Genomic DNA, 20,150 nt, shown 5'->3' on the forward strand with positions numbered 1-20,150 from the left:
TTCTATTTAGCGGTGAGTCTTTTTATACGTAGTATTAATTCATTAGGACTAAAAGGCTTTACCATAAAATCTGAAGCGCCTAAATCGAAGGCCTCCAATACCACTTCTTCCTGTCCTAAACTGGAAAGCATGATCACCGGTATTTTTTTACCGAACGATCTTACTGCCGCAAGTATTTCCGTACCTGAAGCAAAAGGCATCATAATGTCTGTAATGATGAGGTCTATTTCTCTTTCTTTAATGGCATCAATAGCGTCTTTACCATTGCGTGTAACCACTACTTCGTACCCTTCTTTCAAGAGTTTGTGTTCTATTGTTTTTAATATCAGCTCATCATCTTCAGCAATCAAGATTAACATACTTTATTTATTTTTAGTTTTTATTGATTTATTAGTTTATTTATTAAGTTTTCTCCTCTTGTTATTTCCTCCATTATGTCAGCTTCCATTACCGTGTAATCAGAATTCTGATCTATATTTTTTTCCCAGTCTGCTGCTAATTGTGCCAGTTTGAATAAACCGGCGGTTCCGGAAGTTCCCTTTAATTTATGTAAAAAGGCCTTGGCTGCATCCAAATCCCTTTCTTCCGCAATCTTTTTTAGTTTTTCTGAGGACTGGGTAAGCTCCTGAATGACCAAATTTAAGAAGAATGTTTTAAACCCTTCATCGTCTCCGATCTGCTCTTTCAGCATATCCATATTCAGATATTCTTCAATCGGTAGATCATCCTCTTTTGTTGCTTCTCCTTGTTCATGAGCCAAATATTTTTTCAGCATATTCAGAAGATCATTCTGTCTAAGAGGTTTAGGCAGAAAATCTGACATTCCAGATTCTAAGCATTTTTCTTTTTCCCCCGTAATGTTTCCTGCGGTTACCCCAATAATCGGAACGTTTTTATAATCTGGCAATAAACGGATGTGTTTTGTTGCTTCAATTCCGTCCATTACCGGCATCTGAACATCCATCAGAATAAGATCAAAAACCTGCTGCTTGCATTGATCCAAAGCTTCTTGTCCATTCATTACCTCAACCAATTCTGCATTAGGAGTAAGTGAACTCATCATTCTTAAGTTGAGTGCCATATTCACAGGATTATCATCTGCCAGTAATACTCTAAGAGGCTGGGTGAATACAGATTGGTCGATATCCTTTTTAGCAACCGGGATTTCAGAATTCTTTTTGGTATGTTGAATTGCCCGGCTTAATGCTGTATAGAGTTCGTCAGATTTAATAGGTTTTAATAAACAGTATGATTTTTCGTCTTGTCGGAAAGAGGAAATCACTTCATGTTCTTCTGAAGAAGTATGAAGCACAATAAGAGGAGTCATTTCACCCTGTTTTTTAAACAATTCCTTTATTTTTTCTATCGTTTCAAGTCCGGATAATATCGGCATATGATAATCCATCAGAATCACATCAAAACGTTCACCTTGCATCAAAAGCTGAATAGCTTCCAGTCCGTTTGCTGCTAATTCGGATTTTATATTTTTATATTCCAGCATGTGCTTAAGGATCATTCTGTTATTTTCATTATCATCCACAATAAGCACACGTTCTATTTCTAAATCTGAAATATCTTCAATATCTTCTATCTCATAAGGAATTTCAAGATCAAAGAAGAATACGGAACCCTCTCCTATTTTGCTGGTCAGTGACAGATTACTTCCCATATATTTCAGGATATTGTTGGAAATAGTAAGTCCAAGACCTGTTCCTCCATATTTTTTACTTACCGAACTGTCTTCTTGGGTAAAGGCATCAAAAATACGCTGCTGTTTTTCCAAAGGAATTCCTATTCCTGTATCTCTTACAGAAAAACGAATTGTGATCATCTTCTCGTCATTCTTCAGTTTTTCAATCTTAAGCTCGATTTCTCCCTGTCCTGTAAATTTCACAGCATTTCCCAACAGATTGATCAGTACCTGCTTGATTCGCGATTCATCCAGCCATAGTGTTCTCGGTAATCCCTGCTCTATATTCAGAAGCAGCTCCAGATCTTTCCTTTGCGCCTGATACAGCACTACATTTACGACCTGGTTTGCCAGATCATAGATGTTATATTTATCAATTAACAGTTCCAGCTTGCCCGATTCTATTTTGGAGAAATCAAGGATATCGTTGATGATGTTTAGCAGACTATTCCCTGATTCGTTGATATAATTCAGATACTGAACCTGTGTTTCATTTAACGGAGTTTTTAGCAAAAGATCTGAGAACCCTATCACTCCATTCAGAGGGGTACGGATTTCATGACTCATATTGGCCAGAAATTCAGATTTTGCTTTGCTTGCCAAGTCAGCAAGCTGCTTTGCTTTTTTCAGCTCTTCATTAATTTTTACTGAACTTGTAATATTCTGTGTAAAAATAATCACCCCACCTGTTTCACCGTCATTCATATTCCAAGGAATGACTTCCCAATTAAAATGCTGAGGTTCATCAAATCCTACGATCTCAAATACCTGGTTTTCATTTTTATATGGAATACCCTTTAATGCATCTGCATAGATCTTTCTTCTTTCTTCCGGTACATTAGGATAAATACTAAATAGATTTTTGCCAATAATATCCTGGGTTTCCTGATGAAACTCTTCCTTCCACCTTTTGCTTACTGAAACATGATTCAGATCTTTATCAAACATTGCAACCGCTGCAGGTACATTATTAACAAAAGACTGAAGCATAGCTTCTTTACGTTCCAGTTCCAGATATGTTTTTTTAGCTTCATCAATATCCTGAATAATCCCGAAAATCCTTACACAATCATCTCCCTCAAATTCAGGAATTCCCTTTACTCTTACCCAAATAATTGTTCCATTTGCTCTCTTAAGCTGAAATTCTTCATCAAAAGAAATACCTTTTTCTATTGCTCTTGTCAGCAAAAACCTCATCCTTTTTTCACTTTCCCTTTCATAAAATGCAATCAGGTTCTCAAAATCCGGAGTAAAGTTTTTATCGACTTTATAAATCTCCTTTGTCGATTCCGACCACAGCATTACACGTGATTTAAGATTCATTTCCCAGCCTCCCACCTGAGCGACAGAACTCGTTTGTTCCAGTATTTTTTTTGTATTGATTAAATCTCTTTCCAGCTGTATACGTTCAGTCATATTGAGCGCGGTACTTACTACATATGGAGCACCTGTTTCGTCAGTCTCTACCATATTGTGGTACATCCAGTAGATCTGCTCCCCATCTTTTGCCTGAAGAATCATCATCCCCGAATCTTCTTTATTAGCGGTGATACGTAATAAATACTGATCCAGTAACCCCCGATGATCAGCAGGTACCAAATCTTTTAGGTTTAAAGAAGTAACCTCATCTTTGGCATATTTCAAAACTTCCCGCCCTTTTTCATTAACGGACAGAATATTGCCTTCCATATCATGCATGCTCATCAACCCAATGGCATTTTCAAAAAAGTTTCTGAATCTTCTTTCCGAGCTTTCCAATTTCTGGCGTTCCTGTCTTTCCTGGGTAATGTTTCTCCCAAAGCAGAAAATTTCTGTTTTCCCTATATTCTGCTTGAGTTGCCATTCTATAATTATTGCTTCAGTTTCAGAGATTGTGGTATAAGTAGTGTAATCTATACCAATTTCATTTCCAGGCAGATCTCTGCATAATTCCCTCAGCTTTTCATTATTTTCTCCCAAAAGACTAATAAAATCTTTTTCAATGGCGAGATTTTTATTGATATGAAAAGCATTTTCAAATGCAGGATTTACATTCTTCAATCTAAATCCGTTATCTAAAACACAAATGATGTTATTGGTAATCGTAAAGGTTTCAGAGAAATATTCTGCCTGAATATTTTTCCTTTTGCTTATCAATATTTTGGTAACTGCCTCACCCAGTTTTTTCAAGGAATGTATCTGCTTCTCGGAAAGGGTTTTAGGTTTGTAGTCTATTACACAGATGGTTCCCAATATAAAACCCATATCATCAATCAAAGGAACTCCCGCATAAAAACGGATTCCTCCTTCTCTGATAATCTGGTTAGAAGAGGAACGATCATCTAAAAAAGTATCGTTAATCACCAACACTTCTCTATCCATGATCGTATATTGGCAAACCGTGTCTCTACGGGCTACAAAATCCAGAGAAATTCCCACGCAGCTTTGGATGGTCTGTGTTTCCAGCTCCATCATAGCAATTAATGAAGCCGGACAATCGGCAATAAGGCAAGCTGCCTCTGCAAATACATCCAGGTCTGGATCTTTTCCCAGATTTAAAAGATCATATATCTTCAATCTTTCCAATCTTTCTGCTTCATTTTCAGGAACAGGATATTTATTCATACAGTATAAGTTTGTATTTTATTCAATTTAAGCATTAAAATTAAACATTAAAAATTGTAAAAAGACTAAAAATTCATTCTAGAAAATATCAAAATATTTTTATGAAACATAATTTCTCAATTTTCTATAAAAATAAGGAATTAAAAAATATCACCAGTATCAATCATCATCATGACCCTTTGCACAAAAAAATCTGTAGTTTCCCACAGATTTCTAGTATTAATGCTAAATATTTTAGTTAAAGAAATTTTTTATCACATTGGCGATCCTTTCACGATCCTTGTCAGACAAATTAGAGCCCGAAGGCAAACACAGTCCATTATTGAATAATTCTTCCGCAACATTTTCACCGTAGTATGGAGCATCTGCAAAGACCGGCTGCAAATGCATTGGTTTCCACAAAGGGCGAGATTCAATATTATTTTCTAACAATGCCAATCGTAATTCTTCACGGTTTCGTCCTGTTATTTCCGGATCAATAATAATAGCGGACAACCAATGATTGGAGTAATAATCAGATGTTGGCTCCGAAAAGACATCGACTCCATTTATTTCACTAAATAGCTCTACATAAAATTCATGCATTTTTCTACGGGCTTCGATTCTATCTGGCAAAACTTCCATCTGTCCACGCCCAATTCCTGCAGTAATATTACTCATCCGGTAATTATATCCTATATGAGAATGCTGATAATGAGGTGCATTATCTCTTGCCTGAGTAGAAAGAAACACCGCTTTATCCTTATCTTCTTTGGTATTACAAACCAAAGCTCCTCCACCTGAAGTGGTAATAATCTTATTTCCGTTAAAGGACAGAATCCCGAAATTTCCCAAAGTTCCGCAAGCCTGTTTTTTGTATTTTGAGCCTAGTGCTTCTGCTGCATCTTCAATCACCGGAATATCATATTTTGCTGCGATTTCATTAATCTCTTCCATTTTTGCAGGCATTCCATATAAATGCACAACAATGATCGCTTTTGGCTTTTTCCCTTTCTGAATTCGGTCTTCAATAGCTTCCTGTAATACTTTCGGGCACATATTCCATGTCTCTTTTTCTGAGTCTAAGAATACGGGAGTCGCTCCGCAATAGGTTATGGGATTGGCTGAAGCAACAAAGGAAAATGTAGAAGTAAGGACTTCATCATCTTGTGTCACATTCAACATCACCAATGCCAAATGGATTGCGGAAGTAGCAGAATTTAATACCACCAATTCATGGTTATTCCCTAAGCATTTTTTTAAATCCTGTTCGAAACCATCAATATTTTCTCCAATTGAAGTTACCCAATTTTTCTCAAAAGCATCCTTTACATAAAAAAGTTCTTTTCCTGAAAGATGGGGTGAAGAAAGCCATATTTTATCCTGCATTTTACTGTTTTAAAGTAAATTTAATTGATTTAAAGCAAAATGAGAAAATTATTTCTGGATTCTGTCTCCCTGACCTTTTCCGCTAACGGTTGCAAAAATATACTTGAAATAATCTGAAAGTGTAAGGTTTTGAATCATTTCAGCATCTTTAATAGCGAGTTCAACAGGAGTTGACATATCAATTTCATTGATCTGCGAAAGGCCTGTAATTCCAGGTACTACACTATAAACCCCTCTTTTATCTCTCTCTTCAATCAATTCAGTTTGGTTGAATAAGTTGGGCCTTGGTCCAACTAAACTCATATCTCCGGTTAAAACATTAATCAATTGCGGAAGTTCATCAAGTTTAGATTTACGTAGAAAGCTTCCGAATTTTGTGACAGATGCCTGATTCGAAAGATGGGTCGCCACAGATTTAGTATTCACATGCATCGTTCTGAATTTAATCAGTTTGAACGGTTTTTTATGACGTCCCACTCTCTCCTGCACAAATATGGGTGAGCCTGTATCAAATAATCCTATTATATATAAAATTACCAGAATTGGCCAAAGAAATAAAAGCCCGAAAAATGAAAATAAAAAATCGAATATGCGGATCATAATTTTTAAGTGTAAGTGTAACAGTTTATTTAAGTTTACTTTTCTCTTTTAAAGCTTTTAATGGTCTTTATAAGACCTTCTTCAGCTGATAAAGGAAGTTGTTCAATTCCTAGAGCCGATTTTATTTTTTGATTGGAAACCGTAAGATCTGAAGTCATTTTTTTTAAACGTAAGCTATTCAAAGGTATCGGGATGATATCTCCAATCTTTGCCAAACCTTTTACAAAAAATTTAGGGAGACTCAAATCCGGTGTATTCTTCTTTTCAACTTTTTTGATGATATCAATAATTTGGTTTGTTGAGATTAATTCATCATCTGAAATATGATAAATTCCACTAACCAGCTTTCCCTCATTTTTAATAATTTCATCTATAAAGAAACAAAAATTATCTATTGAAATAAATGACCTTTTATTTTCAAATGAAGATAGAGGATAAGGTATTCCTCTTGAAATTAATTTATATAACAGGCCTAAATTCCCTTTATCTCCTGGGCCATGAACCATAGGGGGTCTAAGGATTATTAATTTTTTATTTTCTGGTAGTCTCTGTTCTAATAGCCATTTTTCAGCTTTCCTTTTGGATTTTCCATACCATGAATTCGGATTACAGCTATCCTCTTCCGTTAATGGTTTTAAAGATTCAAATTCTTCTAGTGCTGCTAAAGAGCTTATGTGGATGAATATTTTAGCTTCCGACTTTATAAAAGCATTAAAAATATTTTTTGTTAGGTCTACATTCACATGGTAAAAGTCTTCTTCGGAAGCTGTTTTATTATGATCATGAGCCTTGCCTACAAAATTTAAATAGACTTCATAATTAGAAAAATCTATATTGGATTCCTTTGTTCTCAGTGAGCATGTAGTGACATTGTATTCCTTTTTTAAAAATTGAAATACATTCTTACCAATAAAGCCATTAGCTCCAAATATTAAAACTGAAAAAGCCATTATTTTATAGCTGAAAAATTCTTACTAGTTAAATTATGTAACATATATATCCACATTTTTTATATACTAAAAATAACATTTAATTTTTTTTAGTATATACATGAAGAATATTTTTATAAATTGAAACAGTTTTATATATCATAATATCTCTTGTCAATTCATTCTTATATCTATTAAAAGCATTTTTAGAAAACGCCTTATATAATTCTTTATCATTTATTATTTTATTGATGGCTTGTCCCAATTCAACAGCATTCATTATTTCAACGGTAATTCCTGTCAAATTATCAAGATTTACCCAATCAACACCAGAACCCGGAATTTTAGTAGAAACTATAGGGAGTCCATAAGACAATGCTTCTACTTGAACTATAGCATACGCTTCTGTTTTAAATATTGAACTTAAAGCAAAAATTTTTGCATTTTTAAATAGAAAATCCTTCTCTGCATCTGTAATTTTGCCGGGCAAGATTACCTTATGTTCCAGTTTATTATTTTTAATAATCTTTTCTAATTTTTCTCTTTCTTCACCCTCGCCAGCTATAACAACAATAGAGTCTTCCGGTAATAATGTTGCTGCTTGAATAAGGTACTCAAATCCTTTATAATAAGCCAATCTTCCCAAGGAAAAAATAATGTTTTTCTCTTTTAAAAAAAGAAAACGATTCTCTTCAATTTTAAAATCAGATTTCTGTATATTAATTCCTATTGGAACTACTTGACATTTATCTTTAAATGAATTTAATAGCTTAGAGCCTTTAATATAGTTTGGGCTAGTAGCAATGATTACTGAGGACCTTTTCATCATCCATTTTAGCAAAGGTGTATAGAAAAATAAAAAAAATTTTTGTCTTAATATGTCGCTATGCCAATGAAGTACTATAGGAACTTTTGGTCTCGTTAAAAATAATGCTATTGCTGCCATAGGATCTGGCGAGTGAACATGTAAAATATCATAGTTATTCTGAATTTTTCTTAAAATCTGAATAACTTGTAAAGAAAATAATGTTGAAAATTTCTTTATTATCAATTTAGATTTATAAATGATACCATTCTTATAGGTCTCTTCTTTATATTCTGCTTTATCATTAACTCCCAAAGCATCACATACTATATTACTATCATTAAGACCCTCTGTAAGTAATTGTATTACAACTTCAACTCCTCCTAAATTTGCTGGTGGATAAGCTTTTCCAAACTGCAATATTTTCATCTCATTAAAAATTTTTCATGTTTTTCTCCTGAAATCTCCCAAGTAAATTGTTCTAAAAATAATTCATAATTTTTATAGTAATTATCTTGGAGTAACAACTTGTTTATTTCACTTAATAAACTATTTTCATTATCTAATTCAAAATAATTAATTCTATTTTCAAAAATCTCCTTGAAAACAGCAATATTAGATGCAATAATTAGTTTATTAAAATACATTGCTTCAAGAATGGGTAAACCAAATCCTTCATACCGTGATGGAAGTACCAAAAAAGAAGATTTTTCATATACGTATTTTAAAGTATCTTCATTTACAAAACCCGTAAAAAAAATGTTGTTATTTTCTGAAGTATTAATTTCTTCATTTATAAAAAAAGCATCTTTTTTTCCAACTATTAACAATAATACATCTTGTCTTTGTAGTTTATTAAATACACTTACTAAAAATTTTAAATTTTTATGTGGTTTAACGTTTCCCACAAATAATATAACTTTCTCATAATCATCTATTTTTTGTTTAATAAGTGGGTCAATAAACGTAGTATCAAATTTATTTATTTGCTTGTAACCATTATAGATGATTTCAACTTTTTCAGGATTTACCTTAACAAACTTTAATATTTCCGATTTAGAGAACTTTGATACTGTGAAAATTTTATATGCATTTCTTTTTATCATTCTAAAGAGAAATTTAAAATAAAAAATTGCAAATTTAGAATAGTATTCAGGATTAGCTAAATGGAAAGTATCATGAACTGTAATAAACAAGCTTTCCTTTTTAACAAAGAAAGGTATATTAATATGTGGAATAAAAACTTTTACATTTTTAGGTAACTTAGTAAAATACTCATACTGTTCTTTCAGTGAAAAAGGCATTGATTTGAAAAAAATAATATCTACCTTTCTTCCCGAATCGCTGACTATTTTTCTTATTTTATCATCACTTAGGCTATTTGTTATTAGTTTTAAAGATTTTTTTTTATCTTTTAGAAAGAAAATTAATAATTCTTCAATATAGGTTCCTATTCCAGAATTATTAACCATTCTACAGTCAATTACTAAATTTATATTATTTTCCACTTTCATATTTTAGTTATAAAAATTATTTTCAATTAAACATTGAATTTTGATAAGGAACTAGTCCATTGAAAGGTAAACTAAGATTAGTGTTCACACCCAAAACAGCATATAGGAAAATGATAAGCAACACCAACATTTTGGATTCGAATTTTTTAGGAATTGTAATAAAACTTGCGATTATTAAAATATCAAAGGATCTATAGTAAAGACTACCTCGCGAAGCAATGATTTCAATTGCTGAGAATAAAAAATACAATACTATAGATATAAGATATGAATTTAACAAAATATTTTTTAATCTTGGCTCTATATTTAATTTATCGTAGAAAATAAAGAACAAATAAAAAATTGCTAATCTATGAAAAGTCGAAAAACCTAAAGATAAGCCCTTTCCAAAGTTTTCATTAATTGAATAACTTGATACTTTCTGTGCAAAAACAGATTCCAGTCCACTAAGTTTTGGTAAAACATATGCTAGAATCATATCTTGTAATAAGAATCCTAAAACAACACTTGAAAATACAATAATATGAATATACTTATCCTTTATCTTTATATTGGCAATAAAATAAAATGGAAAAAAAATAGCTGCACTATAATGGCAACATGTTGCCAATGTAACAATTGCTAAAAAAGGCAATAATTTCTTTTCCAATAAATAACCAACACTCCAAAATGTTATACCAATTGCTAGCCCCTGCCTAATTCCATTAATATCATAAGTCATGAATTGAATAGGAAAATATATTAACAGTGCGGCAAAAAAAGAGTTTGAATATTTAAACAGAAAGGTAAACTTCAAACATGTAGCAACAGTAAAAATAAAAAATACAAAAAATAAATAATCTAAATTAAAATGTTTAATACAAACAATAAGTAAATTAAAAAAAGGTTCAATTCCTATTTGAAACAAGTTATCAAATGTAGATTCCTGAAAAATAGATTCGTAATTGTACCAGTCAACACCCACCTGATATCTTAAACCACCGAAAAGAACTATAAAAAAGAATGCAATTAATGCAAAAAAAAATTTTGAAGTTTTTTTCTTATCAATAAGAGCAATAATTCCGAATATTAGAAATAAAAATAAAAATAAAAAATATTCCATTTAATTATTGATTAGATATTTTCCACTTTAAAATCTTAAAAGCACTTTTTATTTTCCGAAGCACTATTTTTGGACTGTAGCTATATTTTATAAATTCATCCTTCGAAATCAGGGCATGCTGAAAAAAATCTATTAAATATTTTTCATTAATAGCATTTCCTGGTAAAAAATTTAAACCAAAATCAATAACTGATCCACCATCATTATTAGTCCCAATTATTCCTATGTGTTGCACATAGCTCCTCTTAGAAACATTTAAATGATATCCTTTTTTGACTAAAAAATTAGACCAATCCCAATCATAACTACGTGAAGGAGGCACATTCTCTATAATCTCCTTAACTATATTTCTTTTAAAAATGGTTCCTGCAGCACCTATATGAAGTTTGTGTATTATTTCTTCATTTACAGTTCCCATTACCTTATGTGAAACAGAATTGTATAAAGACAGAATATCAAAATGAGAATATCTTTTGAAAAACAGAAACCATTCAGGATGGAAAATTAAATCCGAATCTGCAACAAATAAATAATCATCTTGAGTATCTAAAAAATCTAAAAACATTTGGTACATATTGCGATCAGCACCTAAGTTTTTATCTCTTACTATTATTTCTTTTGCATTAGGGAATGCACTTTTAATATCATCTAGAGAAATTTCAGAACTCTTATCATCATATATTCTTATATTACATAATTCTATATCATTAGAGGTGTTTAATGATGAAGACATTCTTTCTATCAGGTCAAGCCTGTTATATGTTGTTATTCCAACGCAAAACTTCATAATATTATCCTTAAATTATTTTAACTAATGTACACTTTCAATTTTGTATGGAATAAACTGCAATTCAAATAACCGTCTTATATTATTATTTCTAAAATTCGCAAACTTAAGCAATCCGAAATTCTATGATATATTCATACATCATTTTAACAAATTATTTAGGCAAGTATCTATTTAAATAATAATGAACAGGTTTTTGATACTCTTCTTTTAAATAATCCGTTAAGGCAAGCATAGCTTCATTTATTGTTGGTAAATCATTAATATTTTTAAATTTAGAGATTTTTAATATTATTTTTAATCTTCCAACAGCTCTTTTAGTTATAAATTTAAAAATTGGACCTTTTAAAAATGCTTGATTTAATTTGATTCGATTCCTGAGAGTTAATTTTTTTGTGGAATTTAGATCAGCAATATGCTTGTAAACCATATTTTTTAAGCTTTTATCAGCATAAATGATATTTGCAAAAAGCATATATTGATCAAAAAGCTGAATAAGATCAGATCGTCCCATTTCCCTTAATGCTGCAAATCCAGAATCCGCCCAGATTGTTTGTACACAGTATATGCGAGGAACTTCTTTACTCCATACATAATCTCCCCGATCTCGAAAATGAGGAGCGTCCTCTATTTTTTTTGAATGTTTTTTTACTTGTCCTTCAGAAACAGTTGTGCTCTGACCACAAACACCAGGTATGGTTAATGGATAATCAATTACCACTAATTTGTTTACATAGCAAGATAATGCAATTGCAGAATAAATATCTGGACTTAAGCCTTTTAAATAATCTCCCGTATCCTCTTTTATTTTATCTAAAATACTTTTTCTGATAATACCATGATATAATTTGGGAAAATCAAATTCAGAGTAGTTTGTGCATCCATTAGCCATTAGCTTTTTTAAAGAGTCTTCTAAATTAACCTGATAAACACGAGCGCTAAATTGTAAAACACTTAAGTTAGAACCAACATTCTTCGTAAAAAAAGTACCCGGAGCACCGGTGTTTTCCCAAGTATAATTTGCTGATAAACTACCCGTTAAAGCATCTACATCATTTTCCTTAGCCCAAATCGTCGCATCAATTATTTCAGGATTGATACCATCATCATCGCCAATCAAACACACATACTCTCCAGCAGCTAATCCTATTGCAGCATTAAAATTATCAATTGATGAGAAAGGTGGCGCCGTATAATTATAAATAAGCCTAGAATCATCAAAATGTTTTTCTAATAATAGTTCTAAATTCCTGTCATCACTATTATCCTGAACTATAACTTGTATACTATAATTGTTTAAAGATAAAATGCTTTCTACCGCACTTCTACAATACGTTTGTCTGTTTTTTGTTGCTATTGCTATAGATAATAACGGTTTCATCCTTTTAATTTTTAATCTTTTTAAACTTAATTAAGGTAAATAGTTCTGTTTTAGGTACTAAAATTCCTAAGCTTAAAATAAGTGTAGTGAAAGTAATAAGTCCAATCCATGTTAATGATAAAATTCTATTGTCTTCAAAATAGTTTGGTATATATGCTAAGCATAAAACAATTAATCCAATTACGAGTAATGGAAATATAAACCTACGTAACATTATATCTATATAAAAATTTAAAAATAGATATTTTTTATTTATAAAATAAAAATAAATCAATGTGACGAATATTTGAACAAAACAAAAAACACTTGCTGCCCCCATAGCACCATACTTTTTCGTAAAAATATAATAACCAGGAATTGTTAAGACTAAACTAGTTATACCTAAAATATTATTAAATTTTGTATTACCGTTCGCAATAGCAATGTTATATGGTAAAATAGCCAAGGCTAACATTGTGTAAGATAATAATATAATAGGTACTATATGATAACTTTTTTCTGCAATTTTTTTATCTCCGGTCCAAATCCAGATAATATCTTTTGCAAAAAAAGACATTACCATCATTATTGTAAAAATAATTACAGAAATAATTAATGATGATTTGGCAAATAACTCGGAAGCTTCCTTTTTTTTAGATATAGAATAAAAAGCTGTAAACCTAGGCAGTAAAGCTGCCGAAAATGGATTTACTAAAATTATTAATCCTTGCGCAAGTGCAAGCGCTAATGTATAATATCCTAAATTTTCAATTGAAAGTAGCTTACTGATTGTTATTTTATCTAATTGGGTATTCAATATAGAAACTAAAGCAATTAACATCATTCCACCTGCAAAACTTCCTACATCTTTTAAAATCCCTTTATCAATTTTTGTTTTAAAAGAAAACATATTATTTCCCAATCTTTTCTGTAATATCATTTTCAACAAGATTGTGAACAAGATTGTTGTAACAGCTTGCCAAATGAAAAAAACATCTAATTGAGGGAAGTAGTACAAAGGAATTAGAACTATTGCATTTCTTACAACTCCCCAGGCAATTTGATATAGATTTGCCTCTACCTGTCTTTCTAAACCTAAAAATCCCCCTAGATAAAATCTTAAAAGTAATTGAAAACCGACTTCAAAGCTTAAAATTCTTAAAAAATAAGTAATTTGATTATCAGTAAAATAGGGTGTATTAATCCATTGTGTTGCAATAGTTTTAGAAAACAAAAAAATGATTGTTATACATAAAACAACTAATATATAATAAATAGTTTCAAGTGTTGTAAAAATTTTTTTTTTCTCTTCCTCATTTTTATCAGTTCTAGCAAATTCTCTAGAAAGTGTAGCAGTAAGTCCAGCATCTAGAACTGCCATGATTCCTGCTATCATTAATGAGAAGCTTATAATGGAATAACTTTCGAATCCAAGTAATTTAATATAAAATGGAATGAATAGAAAATTAGATAAAATCCCCCAAAAACGCCCTATTAAATTGGCAATGATATTTTTCTTCATATTATCTTTTCCTTATCAATTTAGCAGGAACACCACCTATAATTGAAAATGGCTCAACATCCCTATTAACAAAAGAGTTTGCAGCAATTATAGAACCTGTTCCAATAGTCACCCCATTTCCTATTGTACAGTTCGCTGCAACCCATACATCATCTTCAATTACCACTTTAGATTCTGAATTATTTTGTTTGGACATTGGAATACCATTATTTTCAGTCCCATGGCTAAAAGCAATGATTACAACATTTGGTGCAATCATTACATTCTTTCTTATCTCAATACCTTCATTTCCACCCGATAATACACAATTATGTGCCAAAGAAGAACCTTCCCCAATAGATACCTTTCCCTTTATATTACAATTTGAAGCAATGTAAACTGAAGAATGAATATCATATCCTGATCTCCTATAGTACTTAACTCTTAATACAGTAAATTCTTCTTGCAATTGAACCAATATTGATTTCAGCAAATAGTTTAATACATTTTTTATTTTTTTTAACATCTATTATCAAAATAAAACATTATTATATTCAAAAAAAACAATTTTGGAATCTAAATTAAAGGTTAAAGTATTGATGGATTGTAACTGTTTCGAAAAAATATTATTTTTATCAACCAATATCCATCCATATTTTTCATAATAGCCAACTAATTTGTCTTTGCAAAGCAAGACACCATTCCAGTTATGTGTGATAATGACTTCGTTGATACTTTTCATTAGTAAATCTCCTAAACCTTTTCCTGATTCTGCTGTACATACATTACCAATACCCTTGAAAGGAATCGGCTGTTTGTTTATCCCAACCTGAATATCAACAAAATTCGTATAGGCTACAAGCTGATCAGTAACATAAATCAATAAGTGATAATCTTCATTTTTAAGATTATCATTCATCCATTTCAATTGATTTTCTAATGAATAATTCCACCGAATTGATTTTAATTCAGCAATTTGTTTTAACAGTACAACTGTGATATCTTTGTGCTTAATTAATATGGTCTTGATCTGTTCCATCTTTATTTTCGAAACCACCAACCCGACGGAATTGCCACGAATTTTCTCATAAATTCGTTCACTCCGAGCAAATTGATTTTGTTGTTAAACACTGAGTAAATATTATTATTTACATGCACTCCTGTCGCATAATAGCCTGAATCTTTCATATCTTGAATAAATTTCAATTTATCTTCCGCCAGAACACCATATATCCAAAAATTAGGCTCGCATTTTGCATGAATTTTCAATGGCATTGCATCTTTTCTATTTTCAAAAAGAACAGACCATTTTTCAGCATTATCTTTCTGAATTTGCAGTAAATCTGAAATATTCTCCATCTGTTTCAAACCAATATAAGAATTGATTTCGGACATTGTTGCACCATATCCTTCTAATTTAATGTCGCAATCCGGATTGATTTCTCCATTGGAAAGCCTGAAATTGGTTCTGTCAATTCCATAATCTCTTATCAATTTGGTCTTTTCATAGAGCTTTTCATCTTTGAAGACTAAACCTCCCCCGTCTATAGTATTCGGTAAACGCACCGTTTGGAAAGAGAAAACTGTTACATCCGCCCCTGTATTTCCTGTGTAATTTCCGTTGAATTTTGTTCCAAAACCTTCAATACAATCATCTATTACAGGAATCCCAAATTCTTTTCCAATCTTATAAATTTCTTCTAAGTCACCTGCATATCCGCAAAAAATATTATTGAAAATAGCTTTAGTCTTCGAACTAATAAGATTTTTCAACAAGCTTATATCCATGGTACTGGTTGCAGGGTCTACATCAATCCATTTAATAGTCAAACCTTTAATCGCAAAAGGTTGATTACTTGCCAGACAACTTACCGGGCTCGCAATGATCTCATCTCCAGGTTTTAAATCTAAAGCTGATAAAACTATCAGTAAAGCCTGATTATACGTAGCAGTAATAAGAACTTTTGAATTTTGAATAAAATTTCCTAATTCCTGCTCAAAATTTTTACCATGTTTACCATATGCTAATTGTCCAGAATGTAGGATATTACCTAAATCCTGTTCAATTCCTTTTGGCATATAAGGTTTAAATATAGGAATCATTACCAGCCTTCTTTTATTAAGGAAATCATTTTATCACAATCTTCTTTATTAACCCACCATCCACAAGGTAAATGTACCATTTTACTGTAGAATTGATCTAAATTGGGAAGCTCTGAGTTAAAATCATTCAAAAAAGTATGTAAGTCATTTCTTTTATGCAGTTCAGAGGCCATAATTCCATTTTCAGCCATTTTCTTAATGAATCTGTCTCTATTTTCTACTTTAAGGGTGTAAAGCCAATAAGAAGCTTCGGTATTAGGGTAGTATTTAATCGTCTCTACTCCCTGAACACCTTTTAGATTCTCATCCAAATATTTTCCGTTATTTATATATTTTTGAACAAGCTCTTCAATATTTTCCAATTGGGCCAATCCAACTGTAGCATTCACATTATTCATGTGATATTTATATCCCTGCATAGTAATATTATTATCCATTCGGCTTAATTTTTTATCTAATCCGAACCAACGAATAATTTTGCCTTTTTCATAAAGATCATTGTCTAAAATTTGTAATGCTCCTCCGTCAATTGTTGTTAAATGTTTTATTGCTTGGAAGGAGTATATGGTAAATGGAAAATGATTTCCTGTTTTTTTTCCATTAAACTTAGCTCCCAAAGCATGAGCCGCATCTTCAATTACCGGAATGCCATATTTTTCTGATATTTCTTTGATTCGCTTTACATCTACAGGAATACCAGCATAGTCTACAACAATAATAGCTTTGGTGTTTTCGTTAATATTCTTTTCAATAGAATCTGGAGAAATATTTCCGGTCTCAATGTCTACATCAGCATATCGAATTTTTGCTCCTACAGATTTTATAGATGTATTAGTAGGTTCTGCTGTTAAAGCAGTGCTAATAACTTCATCTCCTTCTTTTACTCCTGCTAAAATAAGCGCAATATGTAAGGCTGCCGTACCCGAATTAAGTGAAAGTGTATTTCCACCTCCTATATATTGTTCAAACTTTCTTTCAAATTCTTCTACAGCTTCACCTTGAGCTATATAGCCACTATATAAAATTTCTTCTAATCTGGGCATCAATAATTCCTTAGCTGGAATAGAGGTTTTTACTAACGGTAACATTTCTATTTATTTTATATGAGTGGCTAATTCGTCTTTTACGTAATCTAAGGTAAGTAATAATTTTTTTAGTTCTTCCACGGAAAGTCTCTGAGTATTGTCAGAGTTGTACTCATCGTCTACTAATTTTGGCCCATCTTCCTGAACATATTTTGTATAATTAAGATCTCGAAAATCTGCAGGGACGCGATAAAATCTCCCTAGATCTTCAGCTTTAGCCATTTCTTCTTTAGAACATAAGGTCTCATATTTTTTTTCAGCATGTCTTTCTCCTATAATATTAATTTCATTATCAGCATTAAATAATTCTTTTAAAGCTTGTGCTAAAACCTGAATAGTAGCCCCTGGAGATTTTTGTACAAAAATATCCCCTGGATTTCCGTTTTTGAAGGCAAACATTACCAACTCAACTGAATCATCTAACGACATCATAAAACGCGTCATTTCAGGATTAGTAATTGTTAATGGTTTTCCTTCCTTAATTTGTTTGATAAATAGTGGTATGATGGAACCTCTGGAGCACATTACATTGCCATACCGTGTTGCTGTGATGATCGCTTCGTTTTTCTGTATGCGAGGATCCCTAGCTTTTGCAACAGCTAGTTTTTCCATCATTGCTTTAGAAATTCCCATTGCATTGATAGGGTATACAGCTTTATCAGTGCTTAATACAACCACCCTTGAAACGTTGTTTCTTGCGGCAGCTTCCAAAACATTTTCAGCTCCCTGAATATTGGTCTGAACAGCCTGCATAGGATAAAATTCACAAGAAGGAACCTGTTTTAAGGCAGCAGCATGAAATACAAAGTCAACATCCATCATTGCCTGATTTACATCATCAAAATTACGAATATCACCAATTACAAAATTTAATTTGTCATTTTTATATTCAATTCGCATATCTTCCTGTTTCTTCTCATCACGAGAAAAAATTCTTATTTCTTTCAAATCAGAATTTAAAAAGCCTTTCAACATGGCATTACCAAATGAACCTGTTCCACCGGTAATTAAGAGAACTTTATCTTTAAACATTATTTTAAATCTTTGTTATAATTTTCATAGGAATTTTTAAGCTGCAATTTTATTATTACTTCTATCTATACATCTAATCATAATTCATCATTTCCATAATCAAAATGCAGACTATATTTTTAATTATCTAACTACGATTTAAACACTAGAAACAATTAATCAATTTTTTGATCCTTTTGAAACTATAGTAATTATCGTAAAGTAGATTTATATTTTTCAAGTTGATTATAGACTTTTTTAACATCTTGAGATTTTTCTTTATGAAGAATCAACAATGCATCCGGCGTATGTACTAATATAGAGTCCTTAAGTCCAACAAAAGCTGTAAAGATTTCTGTGCCAATTACCATATTTCCATTTTCATCCACAGGATGTCCCGTAGAGCGTAAATAATCATATAATGATTCAAAAGATCCTAGATCATTCCATCTGAAATGGGCTGGAACTACTTTTATTTTCTTAGATCTTTCCATCACCGCATAATCAATACTAATGGATGGAATCTGCAATGAAGCATCTGCATCTAAACATTGATTTTCAGAATTTTGCCAAGTTTCACTACATTTATCAAACACTTCAGGCTGATATTTTTTTAATTCTTCTAAAAGTACTCCGGCTTTAAAACAAAACATCCCAGAATTCCAAAGGAAAGTTCCTCTTTCTAAAAATTCCTGAGCCGTTTCAGTATTTGGTTTTTCTCTGAATGAAAGTACATCTTTGCCCTCATATTCTATATATCCATAACCGGTTTCCGGTTTTGAAGGAACAACTCCAAAAGTTACCAAAAAATCTTTTTTTGCTAATTCGACAGCTTCTTTTATAGCTTTTTCATAAGCATCTTGATTTTGAATTAGGTGATCGGATGGGGTAATAATCAATATATCATCCGGATCAACCGCTAATGCAGCAAAAGCAATAGCCGCCGCTGTATTTCTTGCTGCTGTTTCTGTAATAAAGCTTTTAGGAAGAGTAATATCATTAAGAAGCTGCTTACTCCATTCAATATGATCTTTGTTTCCTACGACCATAATCTGATCGACTACTTTCTGATTACGTTCAGCAGTTAATTCAAACAATGCCTTTCCAGAAAACAATTTAAGAAACTGTTTAGGATGTTGTTTACGGGAAAGAGGCCAAAGCCTGCTACCAACACCGCCTGATAAAATTACATTATATATTTTCATATAAGATACCTCTTTAGAGTCTTGGAAATTGTATATTATTTTGTCTCATCTTAAAATGCAATAATAACAATCAATATTATGCTCTGTTATAATCATCTTCAACTCTCACAATATCATCCTCTCCAAAATAGCTCCCATATTGTACTTCTATAAAAACGACAGGTTCATTCGTTCTATTTTCGATGCGATGGTGTGCGCCCAGAGGAATTTGTGCTACATTTCCTGCAGAGTAATCTTTAATTTCCTCATTAATTGTAATGGTACCTACACCAGAGACAATTGTCCATACTTCAGCACGATGATGATGATACTGAAGGGAAAGTCTTTCTCCAGGATTAACCAAAATTCTTTTTACCTTATGAGTATCAGCATCTTCCAAAACCCAATATTCTCCCCAAGGTCTTACATCATGTTCTAACATCTTTCTATGTTTTATAATATTTAATATTGCAAAGATATTCTTTTAGAGAAATCTTTCTATGAACA

18 protein-coding genes are annotated in these 20,150 nt (G+C 31.6%); all 18 read right to left on the minus strand.

Going from position 1 to position 20,150, the window contains the following annotated elements:
- Positions 1-2 precede the first annotated feature (2 nt).
- Positions 3-359 (minus strand): response regulator transcription factor, encoded by a 357-nt coding sequence (locus CLV73_RS09000; RefSeq protein ID WP_100376499.1) that lies wholly within the window; start codon positions 357-359, stop codon positions 3-5.
- A gap of 20 nt (positions 360-379) precedes the next feature.
- Positions 380-4,294, minus strand: a complete 3,915-nt coding sequence (locus CLV73_RS09005; protein ID WP_100376500.1) for a response regulator — start codon at positions 4,292-4,294, stop codon at positions 380-382.
- Positions 4,295-4,528: 234 nt separating this feature from the next.
- On the minus strand, positions 4,529-5,662 hold the full coding sequence (locus tag CLV73_RS09010; protein ID WP_100376501.1) for an aminotransferase class I/II-fold pyridoxal phosphate-dependent enzyme: 1,134 nt from the start codon (positions 5,660-5,662) through the stop codon (positions 4,529-4,531).
- A 48-nt stretch (positions 5,663-5,710) separates the two neighbouring features.
- Positions 5,711-6,262: a sugar transferase gene (locus CLV73_RS09015; RefSeq protein ID WP_100376502.1), complete on the minus strand. Its 552-nt coding sequence runs from the start codon at positions 6,260-6,262 to the stop codon at positions 5,711-5,713.
- Between the two features lie 35 nt (positions 6,263-6,297).
- Positions 6,298-7,212: an NAD-dependent epimerase/dehydratase family protein gene (locus CLV73_RS09020; protein ID WP_100376503.1), complete on the minus strand. Its 915-nt coding sequence runs from the start codon at positions 7,210-7,212 to the stop codon at positions 6,298-6,300.
- Positions 7,213-7,291: 79 nt separating this feature from the next.
- Positions 7,292-8,425 carry a glycosyltransferase gene (locus tag CLV73_RS09025; protein WP_100376504.1) on the minus strand — a complete coding sequence of 378 codons (1,134 nt, stop codon included), beginning with the start codon at positions 8,423-8,425 and terminating at the stop codon, positions 7,292-7,294.
- Entirely contained in the window at positions 8,422-9,510 is a 1,089-nt protein-coding gene (locus CLV73_RS09030; RefSeq protein WP_100376505.1) for a glycosyltransferase family 4 protein, read from the minus strand. The genes CLV73_RS09025 and CLV73_RS09030 overlap by 4 nt, the downstream gene beginning before the upstream one ends.
- Before the next feature lie 22 nt (positions 9,511-9,532).
- Complete coding sequence (locus CLV73_RS09035) at positions 9,533-10,612, minus strand: EpsG family protein (RefSeq protein ID WP_100376506.1); 1,080 nt, start codon at positions 10,610-10,612, stop codon at positions 9,533-9,535.
- A gap of 4 nt (positions 10,613-10,616) precedes the next feature.
- A complete protein-coding gene (locus tag CLV73_RS09040) occupies positions 10,617-11,399 on the minus strand; it encodes a glycosyltransferase family 2 protein (RefSeq protein WP_100376507.1) in 783 nt (260 codons plus the stop codon).
- A 154-nt stretch (positions 11,400-11,553) separates the two neighbouring features.
- The gene (locus tag CLV73_RS09045) at positions 11,554-12,780 is read right to left on the minus strand and encodes a glycosyltransferase family 2 protein (RefSeq protein WP_100376508.1); all 1,227 of its coding nucleotides are present in this window, start codon (positions 12,778-12,780) and stop codon (positions 11,554-11,556) included.
- Positions 12,781-12,784: 4 nt separating this feature from the next.
- On the minus strand, positions 12,785-14,281 hold the full coding sequence (locus CLV73_RS09050; RefSeq protein WP_100376509.1) for an oligosaccharide flippase family protein: 1,497 nt from the start codon (positions 14,279-14,281) through the stop codon (positions 12,785-12,787).
- Position 14,282: 1 nt separating this feature from the next.
- Positions 14,283-14,786, minus strand: a complete 504-nt coding sequence (locus CLV73_RS09055) for an acyltransferase (RefSeq protein ID WP_100376510.1) — start codon at positions 14,784-14,786, stop codon at positions 14,283-14,285.
- Between the two features lie 6 nt (positions 14,787-14,792).
- Positions 14,793-15,299 (minus strand): GNAT family N-acetyltransferase, encoded by a 507-nt coding sequence (locus CLV73_RS09060; protein ID WP_100376511.1) that lies wholly within the window; start codon positions 15,297-15,299, stop codon positions 14,793-14,795.
- Positions 15,300-15,301: 2 nt separating this feature from the next.
- Entirely contained in the window at positions 15,302-16,363 is a 1,062-nt protein-coding gene (locus CLV73_RS09065) for a DegT/DnrJ/EryC1/StrS family aminotransferase (RefSeq protein ID WP_100376512.1), read from the minus strand.
- The gene (locus tag CLV73_RS09070) at positions 16,363-17,451 is read right to left on the minus strand and encodes a DegT/DnrJ/EryC1/StrS family aminotransferase (protein WP_100376513.1); all 1,089 of its coding nucleotides are present in this window, start codon (positions 17,449-17,451) and stop codon (positions 16,363-16,365) included. The genes CLV73_RS09065 and CLV73_RS09070 overlap by 1 nt, the downstream gene beginning before the upstream one ends.
- A gap of 6 nt (positions 17,452-17,457) precedes the next feature.
- The gene (locus CLV73_RS09075; protein ID WP_100376514.1) at positions 17,458-18,480 is read right to left on the minus strand and encodes a polysaccharide biosynthesis protein; all 1,023 of its coding nucleotides are present in this window, start codon (positions 18,478-18,480) and stop codon (positions 17,458-17,460) included.
- A gap of 191 nt (positions 18,481-18,671) precedes the next feature.
- Positions 18,672-19,664, minus strand: coding sequence for a mannose-1-phosphate guanylyltransferase (locus CLV73_RS09080; protein WP_100376515.1), 993 nt, complete (start codon positions 19,662-19,664; stop codon positions 18,672-18,674).
- Between the two features lie 76 nt (positions 19,665-19,740).
- Positions 19,741-20,085: a phosphomannose isomerase type II C-terminal cupin domain gene (locus tag CLV73_RS09085; protein WP_100376516.1), complete on the minus strand. Its 345-nt coding sequence runs from the start codon at positions 20,083-20,085 to the stop codon at positions 19,741-19,743.
- Positions 20,086-20,150 lie beyond the last annotated feature (65 nt).

It is taken from the genome of Chryseobacterium geocarposphaerae, assembly GCF_002797535.1.
GTDB lineage: Bacteria > Bacteroidota > Bacteroidia > Flavobacteriales > Weeksellaceae > Chryseobacterium > Chryseobacterium geocarposphaerae.